Genomic DNA, 25,485 nt, shown 5'->3' with positions numbered 1-25,485 from the left:
CGAGGAGCGAAGGTCGAATGAGGGTCTACCTGCCGGCGACGTTGGCAATGTTGATGCAGCTCAACTCGAATGGCGAGTTCCGGCCGATCGGCGGTACCGGATTCTCCTTGACTCCGGCGCTGCGCGAGGCGTTCGTCTCCGGCGATGACGACGAACTCTCCGAGGTCGCGATGCGCGAGGCGGCACGGGCGTCGTTGCGCCTGCTCGCCGGGGAAGTGCCGGAGCCCGGCGACGCCGCTGCCGAGGGCGATCTCGCCGCCGACGAGGCCGTCACGAAGCCGGGCGACACCCCCTCGTTGCCGCCGCGTCGGGTCGTGGTGGCCGCCGACGTCGAGGAGGTGGAACTCCGTCCCGATCTCGACGACGCCGTGGTGAAGGTCTCCGGGACGATTCCGGTCTCGGCGATCGCCTCGGTCCACGTCGACGTAAAAGAGGCGGAGGACAAGGTCCGTGCCGCGGTGGTCGTCATCGACGCAGCCGACATGGGCGACCTGGACGCCGAACTGGCCGTCGGCGACGCCGAGGACTTCGACCTCGCGTGGTATGCCACCCAGGAGCTGCCGTTCCTGCTCGAACTGCTCTGACCCGACTCGTCCCCGACTCCTGACGGCGCTAACCTACGGTTGCGTAGGTTAGAGTGTCAACGCAGTGTTCCTGACGTCGAAGGCGGTGTGTGGGTTGGGTCTGCTCGAGCGATTCGAAGAACCGGTGGCCGGGGTCGCGGCGCGAAGTCGCGGTGCCCAGTGGGTCCGTGCGGCGGTCACCCGCATCACCACGCCGTTGCTGCCCGACGACTACCTGCATCTCGCCAACCCGTTGTGGTCGGCGCGCGAGCTGCGCGGCAAGGTCATCTCGGTGATCCGGGAGACCGAGGACACCGCGACCATCCGGATTCGTCCGGGCTGGGGATTCTCGTTCGACTACGCGCCCGGACAGTACGTCGGGATCGGCGTGCTCATGGAGGGCCGATGGACGTGGCGCTCGTATTCGCTCACCTCGACCCCCGATACGTCGGCGAACGACAAGACCATCGCGATCACCGTGAAGGCGATGCCGGAGGGTTTCCTGTCGACCCACCTCGTGAACGGCCTGACGCCGGGCACCGTGGTGCGCCTCGCCGCGCCGCGCGGTGAGTTCGTCCTGCCCGACCCGCTGCCGGAGAAGATCCTGTTCGCCACCGCCGGCAGCGGACTCACGCCGATCATCTCGATGCTGCGCACCGTCAAACAGCGCAAGCAGAACACCGACATCCGCCTGATCCACTCGACACCCACCGAGGCCGACCTGCTCTTCGCCGACGAACTCGAGGAGATGGCGTCTTCGGGTCTCGTCGACCTGCACGTGCAGTACACCCGCACGGCAGGCAAGATCACCCCTGAGGTGCTGCCGAACCTGTGCCCGGACTGGCGTGAGCGTCAGACCTGGGCGTGTGGCCCAGCAGGTTTCCTCGACGGTCTGCATCGCCTCTACTCCGACGCCGACCTGGCCGACCGCTTGCACATCGAACGGTTCGCCCTCGAACGCGGTGTGGTCGGTGCGCAGGGCGGGACGGTGACCTTCGGCCGGTCCGGCAAGACCGCGGCTGTCGACGGCGCCACCACTCTTCTCGAGGCCGGCGAGGCCGCGGGCGCGATCATGCCGTTCGGCTGCCGGATGGGGATCTGCCAGAGCTGCGTGGTGATGCTCGACAAGGGATGCGTGCGCGATCTCCGCTCCGGCGTCGAACATGTCGAGGGCGAACGCGTCCAGACGTGCATCAGTGCCGCTGCCGGGGACTGCACGCTGGACGTCTGACCTGCTTCTTCGTCTGTGACCCGGCGACGCCGCGGGAACAGCCGGTACGCTCGAAAACGTGCGTGGTCACAGTGATGGGTCCCGTCGAGCTCGGCGTCCAGTTCGGTCTGGAGGCTGACCGGTGAAAGCCGCGGTCCCGATTCCCGAAAACGTCCCCGTTCTCACCGACGGCGGAGTGACCCTGCGGCCTCATGAGCCCCGAGATCTCGATCGCATGGTCGAGCTCGCGGCTGATCCGGCCATGATGCGGTGGACACCCGTCCCGGCGCCCTACAGTCGCGCCGCCGCCGAGAGGTTCGCCCTCGACTATGCACCCCGATCCTGGGCGGAGGGTTCCCGGATGTTGTGGGCCGTCGAGTTCGACGGCCGGTTCGTCGGCACCGTCGACCTCGAGGGGGAGGGGCCGCTCAGCAGGCTGAGTTACGACCTCCACCCCGACGCCCGTGGCTGGGGCGTGATGAAACGCGCGGTCCTCCTGGCGGTCGATTACGCCTTCACCGAGGCGGGCAAAGAGGTCGTCCGCTGGACCACGGTCGCGGGCAACATCGACGCCCTGCGCGTCGCGCACTCCTGCGGGTTCCGTCTCGACGCCGCGGTGCCCGACGGGATCGAGGTCCGCGGACACATCCGGGACGCGTGGGTCGGCTCGCTGCGTGCCGACGATGTGCGGAAACCGAAGACGGAATGGCGCACCGACGTGTTCGAGACCGAGCGGTTCCGTCTCCGGCCCCTCGCCGAACACGATGATCCGCGCATCCGCGAAACCCTCGACGACCCGGTCTCCCGCAAATACCTTTTCGCACGACCCGACCCGCTGGAACTCGAGCACGCCGCGGCCGAACGTCTGCGCAAGTGGTGGACCGCGGCGCAGGGCCTTACCTGCACCTGGGCGGTCGCCGACCTGGAGACCGACGACTACCTCGGTGACATCACCCTGCTGCACATCGACGAGGTCACCGGTGCCGAGGCCGGCTTCTACACGCATCCCGAGGCGCGCGGTCAGGGCGTTCTGGGAGAAGCGTTCCCGGCGTCTGTGCGCTATGCCTTCGAGAAGCTGGGGTTCCGGCGGTTGACGCTGTTCGCCGCCGACAGCAACGAAGGCAGCAAGAAACTCGCCCGCGCGGCCGGTTTCCGCGAGGTCAGCAGGCAGAAGCTGGCTGCCCGCTCCGACGGTGTCTTCGAGGACCTCATCGGCTTCGAGCTGTTCGTCGACGACTACCGCGAGGCCGCGTCCGTGTGCCCTGCTCGTTGAGCCGGTACCGAGCGCAGCGAGGCGCCGCGTCGAGCCCACCCCATCGCCGCGTCCGTGTGCCCTGCTCGTTGAGCCGGTACCGAGCGCAGCGAGGCACCGCGTCGAAACGACCCGCCCACCCCATCGCTGGACACACGCGCGATCAGTAACCTACGCTTGCGTAAGTTACGGAAACGTAGGGTTTGGAACCCAGGCATGAGCCGCACCGGTTGTCGACGCCGACACCAGCGCAGCCACCCACCCGGCGAAGGGACCACACGTATGGCTATCACCGACATCCCCGAATACGCGCATCTGTCCGAAGCCGACGTCGAAGCACTCGGCGCAGAGCTCGACGCGATCCGCGCCGACATCGAGGCCAGCCGCGGCGAGCGGGACGCCCGCTACCTGCGGAACACGATCCGCTTCCAGCGCGGGCTGGAGCTGACCGGACGCGCCCTGCTGTTCGGGTCGACCAAGAAGTCGGCCTGGTGGGCCGGTGCCGGTGCACTCGGGGTGGCCAAGATCGTCGAGAACATGGAGCTCGGCCACAACGTGATGCACGGGCAGTGGGACTGGATGAACGATCCCGAGGTCCACAGCACCACGTGGGAGTGGGACAACACCGACCCGTCGGCGCACTGGAAGCACACCCACAACTACATCCATCACAAGTACACCAACGTGCTCGGCATGGATGACGATGTGGGCTACGGCCTGCTGCGCGTCACGCGTGACCAGCGCTGGCGGCCGTTCAACTACGGCAACCTCGTCTACAACACGATCCTGGCGCTGGCGTTCCAGTACGGAGTCGCCGTGCAGCACCTCGAGCTCGGCAAGAAGCGCCGGACGCCCGAGGAGAAGGAACAGTACAAGCGCGACGTCGCCGACGTGTTGTCGAAGGTCGGCAAGCAGGTCGCCAAGGACTATCTCGCCTACCCGGCGCTGGTGGCCGCCACCACCGGACACAAGGTGGGATACGTCAACGCCTACCGCAAGGCGGCCACTGCGACCGCCCTGGGCAATGTGATCCGCAACGTGTGGAGCAACGCGGTCATCTTCTGTGGGCACTTCCCCGACGGTGCGGAGAAGTTCACCAAGCAGGACGTCGACCACGAGACCCAGGCCGAGTGGTACCTGCGTCAGATGCTCGGCAGCGCCAACTTCGACGCCGGTTTCGTGCTGGCGTTCATGAGCGGCAACCTGTCGTACCAGATCGAGCACCACATCTTCCCGGACCTTCCGAGCAACCGCTACGCCGAGATTGCCGTGCGCGTTCGTGAGCTGTGCGACAAGTACGACCTGCCCTACACCTCCGGCCCGTTCCCGGTGCAGTACGCCAAGACCTGGCGGACCATCGCCAAACTGTCGCTGCCGGACAAGTATCTGAAGGCGACCGCCGACGACGCCCCGGAGACCGCTTCCGAGCGTCGCTTCAAGCAGGGGCTGCCGGAAGGCGCGCGCCTGCAGGCCACCGTCGACGAGCAGACCGGTACCCGTCGCGGGCTGCGATCGGCCATCGCGGGTCTGCGCGAGCGGCGGCGCGCCGGCCGTGGAAGCCGTGCCGTCGTGACGCCGCTGCGCGCGACGCGCGACGACGAGGCGGCCGCCTGATTCTGGGATCGTGGTCGGCGGGCGCGTCGGACGCCCGCCCGGCTGCGTCCATGCATCGATTCGACAACGTCGGCATAATGGGACCCAATGGCGATCACTGACATCAACGAGTACGCACATCTGACGGACGCCGATGTGGAGGCGCTGGGTGCCGAACTCGACGCCCTCCGTCGTGAGATCGAGGCGGACCGGGGGATTCGCGACGTCAAGTACCTGCGCCGCACGATCCTGGCGCACCGCGCCCTCGAGGTCGCCGGCCGCGCAGCTCTGCTCGGCAGTCGATCGCGGCCGCTGTGGCTCCTCGGGACCGGGGCTCTCGCGCTCTCGAAGATCATCGAGAACATGGAGCTCGGGCACAACGTGATGCACGGGCAGTGGGACTGGATGAACGACCCGGAGGTCCACTCGACCACCTGGGAATGGGACATGGTGTGCGCCTCGCCACACTGGAAGCACTCCCACAACTACATCCATCACAAGTACACCAACGTCCTCGGCATGGATCACGACGTCGGCTACAAGACGCTGCGCGTCACCCGCGACGAGCCGTGGCAGCCCAAACAGATCTTCCAGCCGTTCACCAACATCGTGCTCGCGGCGCTGTTCGAGTGGGGGATCGGTCTGCACGATCTCGACCTCAAGGACGTCATCTCCGGCGACAAGCCCAAGGAGATCGCGATCCCGCAGCTCAAGCTGTTCGCGCGCAAGGTGGGCAAGCAGGTCGCCAAGGACTACGTGCTGTTCCCGGTGTTGTCCGGACCGAATTTCAAACACACGCTGACCGCCAATCTCACCGCGAACCTCATCCGCAATGTCTGGGCCTATGTGGTGATCTTCTGCGGCCACTTCCCGGACGGTGCAGAGAAGTTCACCGCAGACACCCTCGACAACGAGACCCAGGGCCAGTGGTACCTGAGGCAGATGCTCGGCACGGCCAACTTCGACGCCGGACCCGCGATGGCGTTCTTCAGCGGCAACCTCTGCTATCAGATCGAACACCACCTGTATCCCGATCTGCCCAGCAATCGGTATGCCGAGATCGCGGTTCGGGTCCGTGCGCTGTGCGACAAGTACGACCTGCCCTACACGACGGGTTCGATCGTGGTGCAGTACTTGCAGACGCTGCGCACCATCAACAAACTGGCCCTGCCGGACTCGTTCCTGCGCGCGACCGCCGACGATGCCCCGGAAACCGCGTCGGAGAAGCGTTTTGCCGGGATGCCGAGGTCGACCGGGCTCAAGACGGCGATTCGTCAGCTGCGGGAACGGCGTCGTCGTCGCTGAGCGTTCCGCTGACGGCCGCCAGTAGGTGCCGGACGGCCATGCCGCGCCGGTAGGAGTGACCCCCGAGGTCGTCGAGCCGGCATTCGGGATCTGCCGGCGGGCCGAGATGCGTACAGCCCCTGGGGCATTCCTCGATGGCGTCGCGGAGATCGTCGAACGCTGCGATGATGTCGTCGGGACCGACATGGGCGAGTCCGAAGGACCGGATGCCGGGGGTGTCGACGACCCAGCTGCGCGGGATGCCAGTCCCGGGTAGCGGAAGCGCCACCGACTGGGTCGAGGTGTGGCGTCCCTTGCCGACACCGGAGACCACCCCCGTCGCTCGATATGCGTCGGGGACAAGGCGATTCACGAGTGTCGATTTTCCGACGCCGGAGTGTCCGATGAAGGCGGTGATGTGCCCGCGCAGCGCGTCGAGGATGTCGTCGATGGGGTCGTCGCGTCCGGCGCGGATGACGGGTAGGTCGAGGTCGGCGAAGGCGGCGGTGAACTCGGTCGGATCGGCGAGGTCGGATTTGGTCAGGCACAGGATGGGGGACAGACCGCCGACGTAGGCCGCCGCCAGTGCTCGTTCGACGAACCCCGTGCGCGGCGGCGGGTCGGCCATCGCGGTGACGATCAACAACTGATCGGCGTTGGCCACCACGATCCGCTCATACGGGTCGGAGTCGTCTGCGGTGCGCCGCAACACACTTCGGCGCTCGGCGACACGCACGATCCGCGCCAGGGTGTCCGGCTTCCCGGAGAGGTCGCCGACCACCGACACGTCGTCGCCGACGACGATCGGAGTCCGGCCGAGCTCTCGGGCCCGCATCGTCACGACGCGACGGTCCGGATCGCCGCCGAGGACGACACCCCACCGGCCGCGATCCACCGACACGACCATGCCCTGTTCGGCATCGTCGTGGGACGGACGTTGTTTGGTGCGCGGACGCGTGCCTTTTCCCGGACGAACCCGGACATCGGATTCGTCGTAACTCGCCGCGCGGCGGCTCAAAGGCGACCGATCATCTGCTGCCACATACCGGGGAAGTCGGGCAGGGTCTTGCTCGTCGTCTCGATGTCGTCGACCACGACATCGGGCGTGACGAGTCCGACGATCGCGCCGGCGGTGGCCATGCGGTGGTCGGCGTAGGACTCCCAGGTCCCGCCGTGCAGCGTCGTCCCGGTGATCCGGAGCCCGTCCTCGGTCTCGGCGCAGATCCCGCCGAGCCGGGTGATCTCGGTGGTGAGGGCGGCCAACCGGTTGGTCTCGTGGCCGCGCAGATGGGCGATGCCGCTCAGCTCGGATTCGCCGTCGGCGACGGCACACAGGGCGGCGATGGTCGGGGTCAGTTCGCCGATGTCGCGCAGGTCGAGGTTCACCGCCTTCAGCACGGCGGGCCCGCGGACGGTCAGAGTGCCGTCGAGGTGCTCGACGGTGCAGCCCATCGCGGCCAGCACGTCGGCGATACGTGCACCGGGCTGCGTGGTGACCGCCGGCCAGTACGGGACGCGGACGGTGCCGCCGGTGACCGCGGCCGCGGCCAGGAACGCCGCGGCGTTCGAGAGGTCGGGTTCGACGGTCCAGTCGACGGCCCGGATCGCACCGGGGGACACGCGCCAGACATCGGCTTCGGAGGTGTCGACCTCGACGCCCGCGGTCGCCAGCATGTCGACCGTCATGTCGATGTGCGGTGTCGACGGGACGGGCGGCCCGACGTGGCGGATGACCAGTCCCTCGTCGAACCGGGCGGCCGACAGCAACAGACCCGACACGAACTGCGACGACCCGGACGCGTCGATGGTGACCTCGCCACCCCGCACCCGGCCGGTGCCGTCGATGGTGAAGGGCAGGCGGTCACCCTCGATCGCGACGCCGAGACCGCGCAGGGCGTCGAGGATCGTGGTCTGGGGGCGGACGCGCGCCTGCGGGTCGCCGTCGAAGCGCACCCGCCCGGTGGCCAGCGCACCCAGCGGCGGTAGGAACCGCATGACCGTTCCGGCGAGGCCGCAGTCGATGTCGGCTGCGTGTAGCGGCCCGGGGGAGAGGGAGACGGTGGTCTCGGCAGCGGGATCGACACGCACCTGCGCCCCGAGCGCCGCCAGAGCATCCAGCATGAGGTTGGTGTCGCGGCTGCGGAGGGTTCCACGGACGGTCGACGGGCCGTCGGCGAGCGCGGCCAGGACGAGCGCGCGATTGGTGATGGACTTGGAACCGGGCAGCTCGACGGTGGCATTCAGACCGGCGTTCGGGCCGCTCGCGCAGGTGGGCGCGTTCCAGGTACTCATGCGAACCAGTTTGTCATGCCCGGTCCTGCCGGTTTCACCACCGCCGAGGCCGGCCGACTAGCGGGTGTCCTTGCGCAACGGGTGATCGGCGGGGATCTCCACGACGATGATCCCGCGTCCGTCGGGGTCCTCGGCATGCATCTCGATGAGGCCCCACGTTTCGGTTCGCGGCTCGCGTGTGACGCTCACCCCGCGGTCGCGGAACTGCTTCTCGGTGGCCTCGGCGTCGCGGACCTGCAACCAGAGCGCCGCGTTGCTCGACGGGTCGGGTGCGTCGGTCTTCATGTGCGATGAGATCTCGATGAGTCCGTTGCCGGCGAAGAACACGATTCCGCCGGGGTACTCGCGGTGGATCGGGAGACCCAGCTGGTCACGGTAGAAGGCCTGCAGTCGTTCGGGATCTGCCGAGAGCAGGAGTACTCGGCTGGACAAGACCTCCATCTACTGCCCCTCGGTGCTTCCGTCGGACCCGCCCACCGCGTGGCCCCGGTTGTAATCGGCGTGACCGGCCGCCTCGTACGCGGCGCGTTCACGGGCCAGGCGATCGGTCTCGCCGATCGGCGTCGAATCACCGAAGGCGAAGGCCGAGGCGTGGGGCCATTCATGCGGGACGTCGGGATCGACGATGTGCTCGTCGGAGTCGTCGGTAGGGGAGCCGGCGACGTCGTCGGCTCCGGGACCGGGTTCGAATCTGGAGGACATGGACCCCACGATATGCCGATTCGCGACGCGCGGGGCGGCGTCCGGGCTCCGTCGCGGTCGTGTCTCGGGGGCACGCGGTTCGAGGCCCTCATCAGCGCCGGATCGTGCGCCGACCGCGACCGAACCGCAAGCTCGGGTTCGTAGCGTCAGAGGTGGCATCCGGATGTCGACCCGCAGGAGGAATCATGACCGGCACCGAGCATCGCACCGAGCACCGCGACTTCGCCGAACCCGACGAGGTCCGCACCTTCGGACACGGTCGCATGGCCGTGGTGGGCGTCGGGGACTCCGAGATCGGCCGACTCGAGTTGGAACCGGGCTGGCGATGGTCGGTGGATGTGAAACCGATCGCCGGAACCGAACTGTGCGAGGCCCCGCACTTCCAGTACCACGTGTCCGGGGTGCTGCACATCGTGATGGCCGACGGCACCGAGTTCGACGCCGGGCCGGGACAGATCACGTCGCTGCCGTCCGGACACGACGCCTGGGTGGTCGGCGACGAACCGGTGGTCACCGTCGACTTCTACGGGGCGAGCAACTATGCCAAGTCCGTTGGGGACTGACGGCAGTCGACGAGCACTCAGTAGACGGTTATCTGCCGCATCGACGACGGCACCCGATCCCTGCTGTGCGACGGACGTTCCGGCAGATGTCGCGAGTCGTGACGCCGGTCGACACCTTCGACGACATATGGGTGGCGCAGGATGTGTACGTGACCGCATCTACGACCCGCCGCAGCGCGGGAATCCTGCTGTATCGACGCACCGGCCCGGCCGGCGTCGAAGTGCTCCTTGCTCACCCCGGCGGTCCGATCTGGGCCCGCAAGGACGAGGGATCGTGGTCGCTCCCGAAGGGCTTGATCGACCCGGACGAATCGGAATGGGACGCGGCGCGACGCGAGTTCCTCGAGGAGATCGGCAGCCCGGTGCCCGACGGCCCGCACATCGAACTCGGCGAGGTGAAACTCAAGAGCGGGAAGATCGTGGTCGGGTTCGCCGTCGAAGGTGATCTCGACGTGTCGACGGTCATCAGCAACACCTTCGAGATGGCCTGGCCCCCGCGGTCGGGTCGCATGCAGTCGTTCCCGGAGATCGATCGCGCCGAGTGGTTCGACCCCGAGACCGCGAAGAAGAAACTCAACCCGGCGCAGGCACCACTCGTCGAACGGCTGCTCGAGGCGCTCCCGGCCGCTGGCTGAGTAGCCGCGGAGCTTGCGACCGAGGGCCCCCGATCGCTGGCTGAGTAGCCGCGGAGCTTGCGACCGAGGCCCCCGATCGCTGGCTGAGTAGCCGAGGAGCTTGCGACCGAGGCCCCCGATCGCTGGCTGAGTAGCCGAGGAGCTTGCTACCGAGGCCCCCCGATCGCTGGCTGAGTAGCCGAGGAGCTTGCGACGAGGCGTATCGAAGTCCGGCCCACCCACGTGTTCCCTCAAAAGGGAGACAATTCTGTTCGGCGCCGATCGGGTGGATCGGACGGTGTGCAACGACTTTCGGTAGTAGTCGTTCCCGCTTATCGGTTTCCTTCCTCCCTATTGAGCTCGATAAGCGGGAAGGAAACCGATAAGCGGGACCTCGATACGGTCCTCGGTCAGCGGATGAGCGGGAACCCGATTCACTTCTCCAGCAGGTAGATCCGGATCATGTCCTTCCATAGCCGCAGATGCGGATCGGTGCGCGGGTCGCGTCGATCGATGAGGTAGGTCGTCGCCGCACCGCGCATGCTCGTGAACAGGATCGGGTAGAGGTCGGCGTACCGCGGCGACGCCGTCAGCTCCGGCCCGAGGAACCCGGCGACCGCCTCGCGCACGGTTTTGCCGATCTCACGTTCGGTCGGCAGCAACGCGGTGCGCAGGTTCTCGTTGGTCCGGGCGGCGACCCACAGTTCCATCGACGCCACGAAGTACGGCTGATGGAACGTCGACCACCCGACGTCGGTGGCGAGCGAGATACGGGCGATCGGGTCGTCGGGCCAGTCCACCCGACTGGGGAGTTCCTCGATCCGGGTGCGGGCGAGGTGCCCGACCGCGGCCATCAACAGTGCATCCCGCGACGGGTAGTGATGCAGGAGCCGGCCGCGACTCATGCCGGCCTCGTTCTGGATGGCGACCGTGCTGGCACCGGAGTAGCCGCGGTCGACGAGCACGCGGATCGCTGCGTCGAGGATGCGGGTACGCGTCACGCCACTAAGTTGCTGGACGGCGGGGCGTGCGCCACCGGGTGGGGTGGTCACCTCCGCATCCTAGATCGCACGGCTCACACGTCGAGGATGTGCGGGAGGCCGGCGCGGTAGCGGTCGCGGTCAATCTGTTTGAGGGGATCGAGCATCGGCAGCTCCCACAGGGGAAAGAGCGTCGCGTTCTTCGCGGGACTGTCGGACGCGGCGATGATCGCGTTGGTGACCCGACGACCGGATTCGTTGGCGCCCTCCATCGTTGCCAGGTCGATGTTGCTGCGGACGTGGTCGCCGCCGATGAACAGGTTCGGGATCCTGGTGTGCGCGTTCGGCCGGTTCGCATACGACCCGGCGGTGTTGACCATCAGCGGGGTCGCGTTGGCGATGTTCGGCGACCACGTGATCCCGGGGTCGAGCGACCATGTCACGATGTCCGCGGAGTTCAGGATCTTTCGTCCACCGGCGTTCATCGCCCGGCTCATCTGCGCCCACACCTCCCGGGCGATCTCCTGCTTGGTGCACTGCTTCGCAGGCTTTCCGTACAGGATCCCCGGCTTCTCCCACTCCGAGATGTCGATGGACAGGCAGTCTTTCACGCGACCGTCGCCATACTTGCGGGAGAAGTCGACCTTCCAGGGCGGCGCCTGGTACAGGCCCGTCAGCGCCCACGGGGTCCCGAGCGCGGCGATGTGGCCCGGTGGCAACTCCGATCGCCTCGACAGGAAGTACTGGATGCCCACCATCCAGTCGTCCTGGAGCTGGTGGATGCCCGCAAGCGTCGGGTCCGCGGAGACCAGCTCGGGCGACAGCAGCGGCTTGAGCCGGTCGATCGGCATCGCTGCGACGTACCAGTCGGATTCGACCGTCGAGCCGGTGGTCAGCCGCGCACCGGTGATCCGGCCACGGGCGACGTTCAGCTGCGCCAGACCCGCCCCCATGGCGAAGCGAACACCGCGGCCCCGTAGATAGGCGACCCACGGATCGATCCACGCATGGTTGGTGGGCCGGTTGAGAATACGGTCGACGTCACCGATGACCAGCCCCGACTGGTACTGCGGGATCAGGCCGCTGGCGGCGGTGGTGAGGGCCAGGCCGATCTGGCCGATCGTACGGGCCGACGCCGAGTCGGGTTTCGCGGCCACCAGGGCGCGGGTGAGGGCACCGACGAGATAACGCTGGTAGGAGCGTGACTTGCCCTTCGCCTTCACGAACTGCATCCAGGACTGGTTCTCCCACTGACCGATCCGGCGTTCGGTGCAGCTCGTCGCGATCACCAGCTCCCGCGACACGAAGTAGGCGAGTTCGGTCAGGGGGACGTCGACGACGAACTTCAGTCCGGTCATCATGGCGTTGCGTAGGTTGTCCAGGGTGACGATCTCGGGTGCGTGGTCGACGAAACCCAGGAGCGAGGCGGGCGCCGTGGTCGGTGCGTAGCCGGATTCGTCGAACGCGATCGTCGCCGATTCGACGCTGATCAGGTGTCGTTCGCGAACGCTGCTGCGGCCCACGGGGATTCGTTCCATCATTTCCGGAACGTGCTGATAGCAGCTGGGAAAGAAGCGGAATCCGTGCTCGCCGGGCAGCGCCAGACGGCCGCCGCTCGCGGTGCCCGGTACGTCGTGGCTGCGGGCTTTCCCGCCGAGGTGTGCGGGCTCGTAGACGGTGACCGCGAAGCCGCGCTCGACGAGCTCGTGGGCGGCGGCGAGACCGGACATCCCGCCGCCGAAGACGGCGACGTCGCGCCCGCGCCCGCGCCCATTGCGCGGCACTGCCCGTGCCGAGGGCACGTGCGCGTGTGGGAGTGCCGTCGCGGTGCCGGCGAGCACGGCCGCGGCTGCCGATCCCCGCAGGACCGTGCGGCGGGAGAAGCCCTCCCGGGCGGTCCCGTCACCGGAATCGCTCACCCTTGATTGCTGGTCATCCGACATGTGTCCGACCCTCCATCGACCCCAGAACAGTCAGTTCTGACTCAGCTGGTGTGATGTCTACCACAGCGGTTGGGGCCGTCGGACGGATTTCCCAGAACGTCTCGGTCAGTCGTCCAGGTCGTACGTCGGTCGGGTCAGGAGCGAAGGAACGGCGCCACCCAGTCCGGCGACACCTCGCCGGTGATCGCCGCGGCGGTCGGATCGTCGACGTCGACCAGCGAATAGTGCTCGGCACCGGCGGCCGTTGCGAGGATCAGCGTGCTGACCCCGGCGCGACGCTGGAAGACCGACGCCCTGCTCGCCCAGCCGATGAGGCCGTCACGGTCGACGACGATCCGCTGTCGGGCGACGGTCGGGGGTGCGATGACGACCGACGACGGGGTGAGGCGGTGACCGAGGTGCCGTGCCCGGGCCGCGCCGAGGCCGATCGACCCGGCGAGCGCGAGCACACCCACGGCGATCCAGCCGACCGGGATCGCGCCGGTGACGACCGGGACGGTGATACCGACGAGGATCACCAGACCCGCGAGGAACCCGCGGTTGAGCCGCCGGAGGTGGGCGACGCGGCCGTGCCCGGTCAGCGATGCGGTGAGTTCGGAACGTTCGTGGGTGACCAGACCGGCCACCCGCATCGCCTCGTCGATCGGAGCGGGCGGGAGCAGCAGCGGGTGTTTGGTTGCCCCGGTGGCGATCGCCTGCAGACGAGCGCCTCGAAATGGGCGCATCAGGACGGGTTCGGTGAGATGGCTGCCGCGGATGCGCTTCTCGTCGAAGCTGATCGCGGTGGTGGTGAGGAGTCCGCGTTCGGTGCGCAGCGTCCCGTCGGGATGTCGGGTGAGCCGGAAATCCCAGTAGCTCAGGACATATCCGATCACCGACAGGACGGCGCCCACGAGGATCACCGCCACCACGCCCACGGCGATGATGAGCGCGAGTGGGATCGACCGCAGGCTGTGGAACGCGTCGCGCGCCAGCCCGACCCCTTCGTCGAACATGCCTGCGTCGTTGGCGATCTGGAGTCCGATGCCGCCGGCCGCGGCGGCGATCGCGAGACCGCCGAGGGAGAACGGTGAGTACCGCAGCCAGGCGTTCTGGAATCGCGTCAGCACCTCGGGTGCCGCCGCCGCTGTGTCGGGAGAGGCCGGCGAATTCGACGCCGCTGCAGCCGGTCGGGCTCCTGCCGTCGGCATCAGGTCGTCGTGCAGTGCGCGCGCTTCGGGGAGGGTGACGGCGCGGAGTTTGACCTGCGACGCCTGTTCGTCGCCGCCGGTTCCGATGGTGACCTTCTGGAGGTTCAGCACCCGGTGGACGAGGGACGCGGTGAGGTCGACGCTTCGGATCCGGTCGCGCCGGGCGGTGGCGACCTTCTTGGTGACCAGTCCGCTACGGACGCGGACGTGTTCGTCGGTCACCTGGTAATGCGTCGTCAGCCACGGTACGACGGTCACCAGCGGCACGATCACGATGGTCGCGATCAGTGTGATCAACGGCGCGCCCTGACCCGCGAAGACCAGTGCGATGAGGATCGGCACCAGCGAGGGGAGCTGTTCGACGGGGGTCACCGCCATCATCCACGGCGACAGGCGATGCCATTCGTCGGGGGCGTCGATGTGCAGGCCCGGCACCGGGGTCGGTGGCGACTCGGGGCCGGGCTGCGGATCAGGTTGCGTCATCGGTGAACGCCTGCGTGCGGATGGTGAGGTCGGATGCGGTCGCGCGGGCCAGTTCGGCGTCGAGGCCGGCGATGTGGATCGTGCCCGCCGACGAGGCGGTGGTCACGGTCAGCTTCGCCAGCCTCAGCAACTGTTCGATCGGTCCGGCCTCGGTGTCGACGACCTGGATACGTGCGATCGGGATGATCACCCGGTGCCGGACGAACCAGCCGGACTGTGCGTACACCGCGTCCTCGCTGACCTCCCAGCGGTGAAAGCGGTACCGCCACAACGGGACCACCGTCGTGTAGAACACGGTCAGCACCGCGAGCGCGATTGCGGCGAGCGCTGCGCCCCATCGTGCGTCGGCGACGACGACCGCGACCACGATCGCCGCGACGGTGGCCGGCACGCCCAGGATCAGCGGTCCGATGCGCCACAGCGTCTTGGCCCGGGGGTCGACCTGGTTGACCGGTTCGCGCAGGGTGGGATGCAACGGATTGTCAGGAGCGGGTGCGGATTCCATTGCGGACAGTCTAGGGCCGCACGGCCGTCGAGCGCCGCAATCGCGTGCCCGGTCTAGGTGATCGTCACGCCACCGTCGACGGCGAGGGTCTGGCCGGTGACGTACCCGGCGGCCGCAGACGACAGCCAGATCGCGGTGGCGGCCAGTTCCTCGCCGTGGCCGGTGCGGCCCAGGACGACGCGCGGCATCTGGGAGTCGAGGTAGCCGGGCTTGTAGGTGTCGGTCATCTCGCTCTCGAAGAAGCCGGGTGCGATCGCGTTGACCCGGATGCCCTTGCGGGTACCCCACTGCTGGGCGAGGTCCCGGGTGAGACCGATGACACCGGCCTTGCTCGCGGCGTAGGCAGCCTGCGGCAGTCCGGCGGTCGTGATGCCGAGGATCGACGAGATGTTCACGATCGCACTGCCCGGCAGCATCACCCGCCCACACGCCTGCGCCATCCAGTACGAGCCGTTGAGGTTGATGTCGATGACATCCCGGAACTGCTGAGGGGCCTCGCGGGTGGCGGGGTACGCGGTGCCGACACCGGCGTTGTTGATGAGGACGTCGACCTTGCCGAAGGTCTCCATCGCCGCGTCGACGACGCGCTGGCACTGTTCGGGATCGGAGACATCGGCGGGGACGACGAGCGCCTTGCGCCCCAGCGCCTCGACGGCCGCGGCGGTGTCGGCGAGCTTCTCGGCCCGACGCGCGGCGAGCACGACGTCGGCGCCGGCCTCGGCGAAGCCACGGGCGAAGGAGACACCGAGTCCCGACGAAGCGCCGGTCACGATGACCACCTTGCCGGTGGTGTCGAACAGATCCATCACGGACATCGTTGTCTCCCTTGCATATTCTTACGTGACGCGACGCATCGGGCGCCGCGTCGATGTGGTGGTGAGGTCAGAACCAGGACGGTTCGACGTCGAGTGTGGTCCGGTCCAGAGCGGTCAGGAGATCGAGCTGCGGACCGGTCTTCGGTAGTTCATACCGGAAGAAGTACTGGGCCGCAGCACGTTTGCCATCGTAGAAGTCACCGGTCCGGCCGTCCGCGGCGAGCAGCTGCTCGAGCCACATCCAGGCGATGACGATGTGACCGGTGGCCTCGAGATAAAGCGTTGCGTTGGCCAGGGAGAGCTTCGGATCGCCCGCCGACCAGATGTGCGCGGTCACCTTGACGAGCCGGTCGACGGTCGACTGCAACACCTCGGCGTAAGCCGCCGCATCGGGTACCTCGAGTGCGCGCCTGACGGTCGCGCCGATGGTCTCGGCGAGCAGCGCCAACCCGGCCCCGCCCTGCATGATCACCTTGCGGCCGAGCAGGTCGATGCCGTGGATGCCGTGTGCCCCTTCGTGGATTGGGTTGAGCCGGTTGTCGCGGTAGTACTGCTCGACGTCGAACTCGCGGGTGTAGCCGTATCCGCCGTGGACCTGGATCGCCAGGCTGTTCGCCTCCAGGCACCACTGCGACGGCCAGCTCTTGGCGATCGGGGTCAGCACCTCGAGCAGCAACTCGATCCGCGCGCGTTCCTCGGCGTCCGCGGACGTCGCGGCCTGGTCGACGAGGACACTGCAGTACAGCTCGAAGGCGAGTGCGCCTTCCACATAGGACTTCTGGGCCAGCAGCATGCGCCGGACGTCGGCGTGTTCGATGATCGGCACCGGCTTGGTCGACGGGTCCTTCTGGTCGACCGGCCGGCCCTGGGTGCGGACCTTCGCATACTCCAGCGACGCCTGATAGCCGGCGTAACCCAGTGCGGTGGCGAGGAACCCGACGCCGATCCGCGCCTCGTTCATCATGTGGAACATGTACGAGAGGCCGCGGTGCTCTTCGCCGACCAGATAGCCGACAGCGCCGGGAGCGGAGCGAGCGGGCTGAGTGTCCACTGCGCCGGGGGTGGAGTCGGGGGAGAAGGTTCCGTCGCCGAAGTTCAGCAGGGTGTTGGTGGTGGCCCGGTTGCCCATCTTGTGGTTGAGGCCGACCAGGGCGACGTCGTTGCGGGTGCCGTCGGGGAGGAACTTGGGCACGATGAACAGCGAGATCCCCTTGACGCCCGCACCTCCGCCGGGCACCTTCGCCAGCACGAGATGCACGATGTTCTCGGTCAGTTCGTGGTCGCCGGCGGAGATCCACATCTTGGTCCCGGTGATCCGGTAGGTGCCGTCGCCGGCCGGTTCGGCCTTGGTCGTGATGTCGGCCAGCGACGATCCCGCCTGCGGCTCGGACAGGCACATGGTTCCGGAGAAGCGGCCCTCGACGAGTGGCCGGACCCAGGTGTCGCGCTGCTCGGCGGTTGCGTATTCCGCCAGCAAGTTGGCGTTGCCGACCGTGAGGAAGTTGTACGACGACATGGCGGCGTTGGCCGCCTGGAACCACACCGCTGACGCCTGCCGGATGACGGTGGGCAGCTGCATGCCGCCGAGCTCCTCGTCGAACGAGGCCGCGATGAGGCCGGCCTTCCGGTATTCGGCGAGCCCCGACACCACCTCGTCGGGGAGCACGACTTTGCCGTCCTCGCCGATGTAGGGCTCGTTCGCGTCGCCGATCTTGTTGGCCGGAGCGAAGCATTTCATCGCGATGTCGGCGCTGAGCTCGAGGACGGCGTCGAAGGTGTCGCGTGAATGCGCGGCGAAGCGGTCCCGTGAGGTCAGTGCCTCGACATCGAGCCATTCGTACAGCAGGAACTCGAGATCCCGCCGGGACATGGGTGTGGTCATCGCACTTCCTCGTGATCGGACCGCTGTGTGGTGCCCGTCTCACGGGGCACTTGTTCATCATGCCCCTGCCGATCGTCCGCTCGGTATCGGGCCCTCGGTCGAGGGGTCAGGCCGCGCGCCGGAATGCAGCCGTCGCCGGACGCTGTTACGACCATCACACCTTGACACTTTTGCTTGTCACGGTGCGCGGAACATGCTGGACTATCCGGGATTCACGATCGTGAACAACTTCGGTCATGGCGTGCTCGTGCGCCCACCGGGGACGATGCCATTCGGCGGGGGTGGCATCGTCCCGATCTGCCGGCCTCCCGATCTGGCCGTCAGACGTCGATGCCGAATTCCTTGATCTTGCGATAGATCGTCGCGCGCGAGATGCCGAGCGCGTTCGCGGCCGCGACCTTGTTCTGGTCGTTCTCCTCCAGGCTCCGCTCGATCGCATCCCGTTCGAGTGCCTCGATCCGCGTGAGGGTGTGCCGGCTCTGTGCGCGATACGTCGGTGGAAGATGCTGTGCGGCGATCGTTCCCGACCGATGGTGGGTCACCACGTCGCGCAACGCCTGGCGTAGCTCCGCGACGTTTCCCGGCCACGTGTACTTGCTCAATTGCCGCATGGCGTCCGGCGCGACGTCGAGTTCCCGTCCCCGCGTGAGCTGTCGGAGGATGGTCGGCACCAGCACCTGGAGGTCCTCGATGCGATGGCGCAGCGGCGGTACCTCGATGGTGTGCGAGAAGAACGGCAGGAGCGTCGCGCCCAGTGTCGGCATCGCGTCGCTGGTGCTGAGGGTGATCCCCAGCCATCCTGCGTGCTCGCGTCCCTGCAGCACCTCGGCGACGTCGAACAACATGTCGTCGTCGAACTCGTCGACATCGCGCAGGATGATCGCGAACCCGTCCGTGTCGATCTCGGCGGCGAAGCCGTCGATCGTGTCGGTGTCCTGGAAGTCCTCGGCGGCGAACACGCGGGTCGTCCCGCGTCGGTACTGTCCCGCCGCCGCCCGCAGAACCGCCGACCGGCCGGAACCGCGTTCGCCCGAGACCGCGATCCATTGACCCGCCGCGACAGCTGGGCGATGCGCTCGCATCCCTGCCGCCACGAGGAACTGCGCCCGACGATCCCGGGTAACACCGAGGCCTTCGCCGGTTGGCGCTTCGGTGGTGTGGTGGCCGAATCCATCAGGTGCACATGGAAAATTGCGATACCCGCGTCGGCGTCGGAGAACTCGGTGACCGGTGCGAGTCGTACCGAGCGACCGCTGGGCAGCGTGTTCACCCGACGACCCGCGGCGATGTCGAGGGTCTGGTCGACGGCATGCTCGAGCATCGACACCTGATCCTGTGGGTCGATGCTCTGCCGGAGTCGCCGGTTCATCAGCACGACGTCGGCGGCGAGGGCGAGCACCATCATCTGCGGTGCGCGCCGGCAGGTGGCGAGATAGGCGGAGAGAAGCCGGGATTCGCGTTCACTGGCGTTGGTGAGCATCTGTTGTTCGATCTGCACGGTCGCCGACCTGGCCAGCGAAAGCAGGAGGGAACCGCCCTCTTCGACCCACCCGGTGAGGTCGAGGGCACCGACGACGCCGCCGGAGAAGGGATTTCGGATGGGCACCCCGGCGCAACTGAGCTGCGCGAGGCATCCGGCGTAGTGTTCGGCACCCGTGACGAGGGTCGCCTGCCGGGTCTCGAGCGCGGTTCCGATCCCGTGGGTGCCGGCGTGTTCCTTGCTGTAGCTGTAGCCGGGGGCGAGGGACACCTCGTCGAGCCGGCCGAGGAGTTCGCCGCTGCCGGCTGTGCGCGAGAGCACCACGCCGTCCGGCGAGGTGAGGATGATGCTCACGGGTTCGGACGACAGGTCGGCGGCAAGCTGATCGAGAACCGGTTGGGCTGCGGTCATCAGCGGGCTGTCGGTGTTCGGCTCCCGCACGAACGGGAGCTCCAGGCGGTCGGCCTGGACCTTGAACGACCGGGATCGGCGCCACGAGGTGGAGATCGCATCGCGGACGGCGTCGTCGAGGCGACCGTCCCCGGAATCGTCGGCACTGAGGAACTTCTCGCGAGCCCGGGCCACGTGGGCGATGGGTTCACGAGAGCGGGCTGTAATTGGCTTGGGCTTCACCGGGACTGCAACTCCCTACTGTGATGTAGGTCTCATGTCCATCGCAGTGTATCGGACAAAGCGCTGGTCATGGGCGTTAACGACCACTCGTGTCGACCAGGGTCATACCTGGTCAGGAGTCCGCAGACAGCCGGAAGTGGGCCGGTCGCGATCGACGCCGAGAACGAATCCGCAATCGCGACCGGCCCCCGTCGCCGCTGCAGCGACGACGTCCCCGCCGGGGTCTTGGGGGGAGGGAGGACTAGTAGATGTTGGAGGGCCGCACCATCCCCTCGGCGAGATCACCGAATCCGGGGGCCTCGATCGCGCCCGGGTGCGTCAACACCTCCTCGACCACCGCGGTCTCGGTGGTGATCAGCAGCGCCGCGATCGACGCGGCGCTCTCCAGCGCGGCCTTGGTGACCTTGGCAGGATCGATCACGCCCTCGTCGAACATGTCGCCGTAGTTGCCCGTCATCGCATTGAATCCGTGGCCGAGGGGAAGACCACTCACGACCTTGACCACTTCCTCGCCGTCGAATCCGGCGTTGGTGGCGATCCAGAACAGCGGTTCGGCCATCGACCTGCGGACGACGTCGATGCCGGCTCCTTCGTCACCGCCTACGTCGCCGAGGGCGTCGAGGGCCCGGTGCGCCTGGGCCAGTGCGGTACCACCGCCGGAGACGATGCCGTCCTCGACCGCGGCACGCGTTGCGGCCAGGGCATCCTCGACACGGAGCATGCGTTCCTTGAGTTCGACGCTCGTCACGCCGCCCACCCGGATCACCGCCACCCGGCCCGTGAGCCGTGCGATACGCAGCTCCAGGCTGTCCCGGTCGGCGTCGATCCGGGCGCGCCCGTGTTGCGCCTCGAGTTGGGCGACCCGCGCATCGACGAGGGTCTGGTCGCCGCGTGCACCGACGATCGTGGTGGCGTCCTCGGTGACGGTGATCCGGTCGCACTGGCCGAGATGCTCCAGGGAGACCTCGTGCAGTTCGAGGCCGGTGTCCTTGGCGATCACATGACCGCCGAGCGCGACGGCGAGATCCTCGAGTTCGGCGACGCGGCGATGACCGAATCCCGGCGCACGAACCACCACCGACTGCATCGTCTTGTGCATGTTGCCGCCGACGAGCAGCTGCAGGGCGGGACCGTCGACGTCCTCGGCGAGTACGACCAGCGGACGGTCGGCCCGTTTGGCCGCCTCGATACTCGGCATGATCTCCTGCACCGAGGTGATCTTCTTGTTGGTCAGCAACACCACCGGATTGTCGAGAACCGCTTCCATCCGTTCGTGATTGGTGACCATGTACCCGGAGATGTAGCCGTGGTCGAACTCGATGCCGTCGACCACGCCCACCGACAGTCCCAGGGTGTCGCTCTCCTCGGTGGTGATGACGCCGTTGCGGCCGACGTACTCGACCGCGGCGGCGATGGCCGAACCGATGACCTCGTCGTCACTCGCGGCCAGGGTCGCGATGCGTTCGAGATCGCCACGGCCGCCGAGCGAGACGGACTGTTCCGACAGCGCATCGATCACCGTGCTGATCGCACGCTCGATCCCGCGGCGCACGCGCATCGGGTTGGCACCCTGTTCGACCGCGCGCAGACCTTCGCGAACCATGGCCTGCGCCAGCACGGTTGCCGTGGTGGTGCCGTCACCCACGACGCCGTTGGTCTTCATCGCCACTTCCTTGACTAGCTGTGCGCCCATGTTGGCGAACGGGTCCCGCAGCTGGATCTCCCGGGCGATCGTCACCCCGTCGTTGGTGATGGTCGGTGGGCCGGTGAGCTTCTCGAGGACCGCGTTGCGGCCCTTCGGTCCCAATGTCACCTTGACCGCGTCGGCGAGTGCGTTCACTCCTCGCTCGAGCCGCAGTCGCGCTTCGGCGTTGTAGCGCAACTCCTTGGCCATGGTCGTCCTGCCTTTCTGTGGTGTTCTCGGCTGGGTACTGCGGGAAATCTGTCGTGCCTTCTGCTCTCTGCGGTGCGAGGGGCGGGTTCTGCCTGCGTGGGGCTTCGACGCGGTGCCTCGCTTCGCTCGGTACCGGCTCAGCCGGCGGAGAGCGAGCTTGCGAGGGCGGGTTCGGCCTGCGTGGGGCTTCGACGCGGTGCCTCGCTTCGCTCGGTACCGGCTCAGCCGGCGGAGCGCGCGTCCTCTGCTCCCTGAGGTGCGAGGAGCGATAGCGACGATCGACTGCTCCCTGAGGTGCGAGGAGCGATAGCGACGAGCCTCGAAGGGTCAGGGCACAAGAATCGCGCGGCCGCGTACGCGACCGGCGTCGAGATCGTCGAGTGCCTGCTGGAAATCGGCAAGGGCGTAGGTGCTGGTGTGCAGCTTCACCTTTCCCCGGGCGGCGAGGTCCATCAGCTCACCGAGGTCGTTGTAGGAACCGACCAGGTTGCCGATGAAGTTGATCTCGGTGGAGATCACGTCGATGGTGGGGACGTCGATGTTCTCGCCGTAGCCGACCACGAAGAAGCTGCCGGCGCGGCGCAGCATCGCGGTACCCTCGGCGGTCGCCCCGCCCTCGCCGACGAAATCGAGCACGGCCTCGGCACCGTGTCCGCCCGTCAGGTCGAGGACCTGTTGCACATGTGTTCCGTCGGCGACGATGCCGATCTCGGCACCCACCTCCTTGGCGAGTTCCACCGCATCGGGGTTCCGGTCGACGACGACGATCCGCAGCGCGGAGATCGCGGACAACACCTGGATTCCGATGTGCCCCAGACCGCCTGCGCCGATGACCACGCACGTGTCGCCGGATCGGGTCATCCGCGCGACCTTCGCGGCCGCGTGATAGGCGGTCAGGCCGGCGTCGGCGAGTGCGGCCACGTCGGCGGGTTCGAGGGAATCGTCGATCTTCACCACGCTGCGGGCGGTGGTCTTGAGGAACTCCGCATAACCGCCGTCGGTGTCGATACCCGGGAACTGGCTGTTCTCGCAGTGGACGTCGTCGCCGAATCGGCAGGCCCGGCAGAGACCGCAGGTGATCAGCGGGTGCAGGATCACCTTGTCGCCGACGGCGACGTTGGTGACGGCGTCACCGATCGACTCGACCCAGCCGGCGTTCTCGTGACCGATCGTGTAGGGAAGCGCGACACCGCTCTTCGCCTCCCACTGACCCTCGAGGATATGCAGATCGGTGCGGCACACACCGGCACCGCCGATTCGGACGATGACGTCGTGGGGTCCGGTGATCTCGGGTGCCGGGACCTCGTTGAGTTGCAGTTTGTCGTGATAGCCGACGACCTGGACTGCGCGCATGGCTTACTCCTGTTCGCTTCGGTGGTGTGCGCGAGGGGTTTCGCGGAGATTGGTGATGACCGGGCCGCTGGCCCCGTCGCATTCGTCGTCGTCGGCGTAGCGGGTGGCGAGCAGGCCGCGGCAGAAGTGGCTGTTGCCCTCCATCGAGATACGCACGGAGCGCGCGAATCTCAACCGCATGGGGACCTGATCGACCGGCAGTGCGTGCCCCTCCTCGTCGACGACGACGAGGCTGTTGGGGCAGATGCTGAGGCCCAGTTCCATGCGCCGTCGCAGCAGCGCCGACTTGTGTTGTCCCCGCGGCAGATCGCGCAATGCCAGCCGATCCACCTCGGCCACCGTGACCCGTCCCGCGGCGATCTCGGCGGCCACGGCGCGTTCCATCGCGGCCGTGTGGGCCTTGCGCTGGAACGTCAGGCGCAGTTCGTCGAGGCTCTCGAGTGCTTCGACGCCGAACGTCCCCTTGTAGCCGGCGCGGGCGTCGAGGGCATCCGACCCCATCAGATAGGCGAAGTTGGGCGAACAGAACGACGTCGGGAGCCGGAGGTGGACGGTCACACCCGCCTCGTCGATCAGGATCGACCGCACGAACCTCAGTTCGGTGATGGGCTGGTCGAGTTCGGGATCGAGCACGGTGTCGAGTGCGGCGAGGACGTCGCGCTCGAGTTCCACCGCGGTACCGGCGACATATCCGGGAAGAGGTGCGACCGCGGTCATGCCGTCACCGCGTCCTTCGCGCCGGCGGCCACCTCGACTTCCGGATCGGCCGCGCTGGTCGGGAGCTTCAGTTCCTCGGGAACCTCGATGTGCGGGTACAGGGCGGCCGCGTTGAGGCCGAGGATCTTCTTCTTCTGTTCGACGGTGATCGGCGCGTATTCGGTCATGTCCTCCGGGATCTGGAAGTCGACGAACCGCTCGACCAGCCACTGCGGCGTCCACAGGGCGTAGTCGCTGGCGAAGAGGATCTTGTCCTCGCCGATCCAGTACAGGAGTTCACCGATGATCTGAGCGAAGTAGCGGGGCCGCGTGTGGATGAACGGGATGGCCACGGCCAGCCCGCCGAAGACGTTGGACTCCTGGGTGGCGATCCAGCAGAAGTCCTCGAGGCGAGGCAGACCAACGTGCTCGATGATGAAGTTCAGGTCGAGGTAGTCGGTGGCCACCTTGTCGACGTCGGCCACGTCGAAGGCGTCGCGGTCCAGCGGGCGGATCGTCGGGCCCTTGTGGACGTGGATGTTCTTGATGCCGAGCTTTGATGCATTCCTCGAGGTAGCGGCGCGACCAGGCGTCGTCGAGCTTGTAACCGCGTGAGTCGCCGAACCATTCGGCGGTGTAGAGCTTCACGCCCTTCAGGTTCATGTTCTCGGCGTCCTTGCGGAGCTGCTCGAGACCGGCCTCTCCGTGACGCGGGTCGTAGGCGTGGTTGTAGGTGAGCAGTTTCGGGTTGTCCTCGCACAGCTTCAGCGAGTCGTCGACCTGGGCGAAACCGTTGACGTAGAAGTCTTTCAGGATCGTCGCCTGGAAGATCGCATGGTCGGCCGGGCCGTTCTCGAACAGGTCGCTCATGAGGCGTTCGGGACCGTAATAGGTGTAGGTGTCGTAGTCCCAGACCTCCTCTTCCGGACTGAGATTGCGGTGGTAGTCGTAGAAACAATCGATGAACTGCTTGCCGTGGATGTTGCGCTGATTGGATTCACGGCCGTCCCAGAGATGGACGTGTGCGTCGACGATGAAGTACTTGTCGCCATTCTTCTCGTACATCGATGACTCCCTTGGTCTGATGGGCTGGTTGGCGGGGAAGAGATGAAAACCGTGGCGGGGATGGATCGTTGATGGTGGTTACGTCGTGACCGCCGGGCTCGGTCACCGGCGGTCACGACGTAGTCGTGTGGGGCGTCGGTTCGCCTCGCGTCAGCTCTCGGCGGTGAGATCGAACCCGATGAACTCGGCGGCGTCCTCGGGGCTCGCGAACAGGTAGGTCCGATCGTCGAGGTGCACCATCCGCCCGTAATGGGTGGAGCTGATCTCCTCGAAGACCGAGCCGTCGAACTCCTGGCCCAGGGCGTCGGTGAGTTCGTCGTAGTCGAACTCGAGCCGGTTGACGCCGTCGACGCGGATCATCGACGGGTACTCGGTGAGTTCGACGCCGTCCTTGGCGCCCATGACGTCGGCGACCACGCGGCCGATGGGCGTGTTCATCAGGGTGACGCCGCACATGTTGGAGAACTCGGTCTGTGCGCCGAATTGCATGGTG

At 67.3% G+C, this 25,485-nt stretch carries 21 protein-coding genes and 2 pseudogenes; 7 read left to right on the top strand and 16 right to left on the bottom strand.

The window, feature by feature from the left end; genetic code table 11:
• The first annotated feature begins 17 nt into the window (after positions 1 to 17).
• From GAA2_RS17690 to GAA2_RS17670, 5 genes are all read left to right on the top strand, one after another.
• Positions 18 to 584 carry a DUF6912 family protein gene (locus tag GAA2_RS17690; protein ID WP_006438660.1) on the top strand — a complete coding sequence of 189 codons (567 nt, stop codon included), beginning with the start codon at positions 18 to 20 and terminating at the stop codon, positions 582 to 584.
• 94 nt (positions 585 to 678) lie between these two features.
• On the top strand, positions 679 to 1,794 hold the full coding sequence (locus GAA2_RS17685; RefSeq protein ID WP_024497771.1) for a ferredoxin reductase: 1,116 nt from the start codon (positions 679 to 681) through the stop codon (positions 1,792 to 1,794).
• Positions 1,795 to 1,915: 121 nt separating this feature from the next.
• A complete protein-coding gene (locus GAA2_RS17680) occupies positions 1,916 to 3,046 on the top strand; it encodes a GNAT family N-acetyltransferase (RefSeq protein WP_006438658.1) in 1,131 nt (376 codons plus the stop codon).
• Positions 3,047 to 3,307: 261 nt separating this feature from the next.
• Positions 3,308 to 4,639, top strand: coding sequence for a fatty acid desaturase family protein (locus tag GAA2_RS17675; protein ID WP_006438657.1), 1,332 nt, complete (start codon positions 3,308 to 3,310; stop codon positions 4,637 to 4,639).
• 87 nt (positions 4,640 to 4,726) lie between these two features.
• A complete protein-coding gene (locus GAA2_RS17670) occupies positions 4,727 to 5,923 on the top strand; it encodes a fatty acid desaturase family protein (RefSeq protein ID WP_006438656.1) in 1,197 nt (398 codons plus the stop codon).
• Here GAA2_RS17670 and rsgA read toward each other — a convergent pair.
• The 4 genes from rsgA to GAA2_RS17650 are packed head-to-tail and all read right to left on the bottom strand — an operon-like array spanning position 5,877 to position 8,896.
• Positions 5,877 to 6,920, bottom strand: a complete 1,044-nt coding sequence (rsgA, locus tag GAA2_RS17665; RefSeq protein ID WP_006438655.1) for a ribosome small subunit-dependent GTPase A — start codon at positions 6,918 to 6,920, stop codon at positions 5,877 to 5,879. The genes GAA2_RS17670 and rsgA overlap by 47 nt on opposite strands.
• Positions 6,917 to 8,194: a 3-phosphoshikimate 1-carboxyvinyltransferase gene (gene aroA / locus GAA2_RS17660; RefSeq protein ID WP_006438654.1), complete on the bottom strand. Its 1,278-nt coding sequence runs from the start codon at positions 8,192 to 8,194 to the stop codon at positions 6,917 to 6,919. The genes rsgA and aroA overlap by 4 nt, the downstream gene beginning before the upstream one ends.
• A gap of 57 nt (positions 8,195 to 8,251) precedes the next feature.
• Positions 8,252 to 8,635, bottom strand: coding sequence for a VOC family protein (locus GAA2_RS17655; protein WP_006438653.1), 384 nt, complete (start codon positions 8,633 to 8,635; stop codon positions 8,252 to 8,254).
• Complete coding sequence (locus GAA2_RS17650; protein WP_006438652.1) at positions 8,636 to 8,896, bottom strand: hypothetical protein; 261 nt, start codon at positions 8,894 to 8,896, stop codon at positions 8,636 to 8,638. It lies immediately after the preceding gene.
• A 185-nt stretch (positions 8,897 to 9,081) separates the two neighbouring features.
• Here GAA2_RS17650 and GAA2_RS17645 point away from each other — a divergent pair, with 185 nt between their 5' ends.
• Both GAA2_RS17645 and GAA2_RS17640 read left to right on the top strand, forming a co-directional pair.
• Entirely contained in the window at positions 9,082 to 9,459 is a 378-nt protein-coding gene (locus GAA2_RS17645) for a cupin domain-containing protein (RefSeq protein ID WP_006438651.1), read from the top strand.
• A 149-nt stretch (positions 9,460 to 9,608) separates the two neighbouring features.
• Positions 9,609 to 10,094: an NUDIX domain-containing protein gene (locus GAA2_RS17640; protein ID WP_040005076.1), complete on the top strand. Its 486-nt coding sequence runs from the start codon at positions 9,609 to 9,611 to the stop codon at positions 10,092 to 10,094.
• Between the two features lie 413 nt (positions 10,095 to 10,507).
• Here GAA2_RS17640 and GAA2_RS17635 read toward each other — a convergent pair whose 3' ends face one another.
• The 12 genes and pseudogenes from GAA2_RS17635 to mimD form a co-directional block, all read right to left on the bottom strand.
• Positions 10,508 to 11,125 (bottom strand): TetR/AcrR family transcriptional regulator, encoded by a 618-nt coding sequence (locus GAA2_RS17635; RefSeq protein WP_182154885.1) that lies wholly within the window; start codon positions 11,123 to 11,125, stop codon positions 10,508 to 10,510.
• Positions 11,126 to 11,148: 23 nt separating this feature from the next.
• Positions 11,149 to 12,996, bottom strand: coding sequence for an FAD-dependent oxidoreductase (locus GAA2_RS17630; protein WP_182154883.1), 1,848 nt, complete (start codon positions 12,994 to 12,996; stop codon positions 11,149 to 11,151).
• A gap of 134 nt (positions 12,997 to 13,130) precedes the next feature.
• Positions 13,131 to 14,669 (bottom strand): PH domain-containing protein, encoded by a 1,539-nt coding sequence (locus tag GAA2_RS17625; protein WP_182154881.1) that lies wholly within the window; start codon positions 14,667 to 14,669, stop codon positions 13,131 to 13,133.
• Positions 14,656 to 15,174, bottom strand: a complete 519-nt coding sequence (locus GAA2_RS17620) for a PH domain-containing protein (RefSeq protein ID WP_006438646.1) — start codon at positions 15,172 to 15,174, stop codon at positions 14,656 to 14,658. The genes GAA2_RS17625 and GAA2_RS17620 overlap by 14 nt, the downstream gene beginning before the upstream one ends.
• A gap of 53 nt (positions 15,175 to 15,227) precedes the next feature.
• The gene (locus GAA2_RS17615) at positions 15,228 to 15,989 is read right to left on the bottom strand and encodes an SDR family NAD(P)-dependent oxidoreductase (protein WP_182154879.1); all 762 of its coding nucleotides are present in this window, start codon (positions 15,987 to 15,989) and stop codon (positions 15,228 to 15,230) included.
• A 67-nt stretch (positions 15,990 to 16,056) separates the two neighbouring features.
• Entirely contained in the window at positions 16,057 to 17,871 is a 1,815-nt protein-coding gene (locus GAA2_RS17610; RefSeq protein ID WP_182154877.1) for an acyl-CoA dehydrogenase, read from the bottom strand.
• Positions 17,872 to 18,191: 320 nt separating this feature from the next.
• Positions 18,192 to 19,984: pseudogene (locus GAA2_RS17605) on the bottom strand (sigma-54-dependent Fis family transcriptional regulator).
• Between the two features lie 241 nt (positions 19,985 to 20,225).
• Complete coding sequence (groL, locus tag GAA2_RS17600) at positions 20,226 to 21,878, bottom strand: chaperonin GroEL (RefSeq protein WP_182154875.1); 1,653 nt, start codon at positions 21,876 to 21,878, stop codon at positions 20,226 to 20,228.
• A gap of 327 nt (positions 21,879 to 22,205) precedes the next feature.
• Positions 22,206 to 23,231, bottom strand: coding sequence for an NAD(P)-dependent alcohol dehydrogenase (locus GAA2_RS17595; RefSeq protein ID WP_182154873.1), 1,026 nt, complete (start codon positions 23,229 to 23,231; stop codon positions 22,206 to 22,208).
• A 3-nt stretch (positions 23,232 to 23,234) separates the two neighbouring features.
• A complete protein-coding gene (locus GAA2_RS17590) occupies positions 23,235 to 23,948 on the bottom strand; it encodes an iron-sulfur cluster assembly protein (RefSeq protein WP_182154871.1) in 714 nt (237 codons plus the stop codon).
• Positions 23,945 to 24,992: pseudogene (locus GAA2_RS17585) on the bottom strand (amidohydrolase family protein). Before GAA2_RS17585 ends, GAA2_RS17590 begins: the two are co-directional and overlap by 4 nt.
• Before the next feature lie 150 nt (positions 24,993 to 25,142).
• The gene (gene mimD / locus GAA2_RS17580; RefSeq protein ID WP_174324744.1) at positions 25,143 to 25,481 is read right to left on the bottom strand and encodes a propane 2-monooxygenase effector subunit MimD; all 339 of its coding nucleotides are present in this window, start codon (positions 25,479 to 25,481) and stop codon (positions 25,143 to 25,145) included.
• Positions 25,482 to 25,485 lie beyond the last annotated feature (4 nt).

It is taken from the genome of Gordonia ajococcus (genome assembly GCF_012974285.1).
Classification (GTDB): domain Bacteria; phylum Actinomycetota; class Actinomycetes; order Mycobacteriales; family Mycobacteriaceae; genus Gordonia; species Gordonia amicalis.
The sequence above is the reverse complement of the archived record's forward strand: the minus strand, read 5'-3'. Positions and strand labels throughout refer to the sequence as shown.

What these genes read in the sequence shown, in the direction of transcription:
- GAA2_RS17690 (WP_006438660.1), top strand. Translation starts at nt 18, where the DNA reads ATGAGGGTCTACCTGCCGGCGACGTTGGCAATGTTGATGCAGCTCAAC.
- GAA2_RS17675 (WP_006438657.1), top strand. Translation starts at nt 3,308, where the DNA reads ATGGCTATCACCGACATCCCCGAATACGCGCATCTGTCCGAAGCCGAC.
- GAA2_RS17670 (WP_006438656.1), top strand. Translation starts at nt 4,727, where the DNA reads ATGGCGATCACTGACATCAACGAGTACGCACATCTGACGGACGCCGAT.
- aroA (WP_006438654.1), bottom strand. Translation starts at nt 8,194, where the DNA reads ATGAGTACCTGGAACGCGCCCACCTGCGCGAGCGGCCCGAACGCCGGT.
- GAA2_RS17655 (WP_006438653.1), bottom strand. Translation starts at nt 8,635, where the DNA reads ATGGAGGTCTTGTCCAGCCGAGTACTCCTGCTCTCGGCAGATCCCGAA.
- GAA2_RS17650 (WP_006438652.1), bottom strand. Translation starts at nt 8,896, where the DNA reads ATGTCCTCCAGATTCGAACCCGGTCCCGGAGCCGACGACGTCGCCGGC.
- GAA2_RS17645 (WP_006438651.1), top strand. Translation starts at nt 9,082, where the DNA reads ATGACCGGCACCGAGCATCGCACCGAGCACCGCGACTTCGCCGAACCC.
- GAA2_RS17630 (WP_182154883.1), bottom strand. Translation starts at nt 12,996, where the DNA reads ATGTCGGATGACCAGCAATCAAGGGTGAGCGATTCCGGTGACGGGACC.
- GAA2_RS17625 (WP_182154881.1), bottom strand. Translation starts at nt 14,669, where the DNA reads ATGACGCAACCTGATCCGCAGCCCGGCCCCGAGTCGCCACCGACCCCG.
- GAA2_RS17620 (WP_006438646.1), bottom strand. Translation starts at nt 15,174, where the DNA reads ATGGAATCCGCACCCGCTCCTGACAATCCGTTGCATCCCACCCTGCGC.
- GAA2_RS17615 (WP_182154879.1), bottom strand. Translation starts at nt 15,989, where the DNA reads ATGTCCGTGATGGATCTGTTCGACACCACCGGCAAGGTGGTCATCGTG.
- GAA2_RS17610 (WP_182154877.1), bottom strand. Translation starts at nt 17,871, where the DNA reads ATGACCACACCCATGTCCCGGCGGGATCTCGAGTTCCTGCTGTACGAA.
- groL (WP_182154875.1), bottom strand. Translation starts at nt 21,878, where the DNA reads ATGGCCAAGGAGTTGCGCTACAACGCCGAAGCGCGACTGCGGCTCGAG.
- GAA2_RS17595 (WP_182154873.1), bottom strand. Translation starts at nt 23,231, where the DNA reads ATGCGCGCAGTCCAGGTCGTCGGCTATCACGACAAACTGCAACTCAAC.
- GAA2_RS17590 (WP_182154871.1), bottom strand. Translation starts at nt 23,948, where the DNA reads ATGACCGCGGTCGCACCTCTTCCCGGATATGTCGCCGGTACCGCGGTG.
- mimD (WP_174324744.1), bottom strand. Translation starts at nt 25,481, where the DNA reads ATGCAATTCGGCGCACAGACCGAGTTCTCCAACATGTGCGGCGTCACC.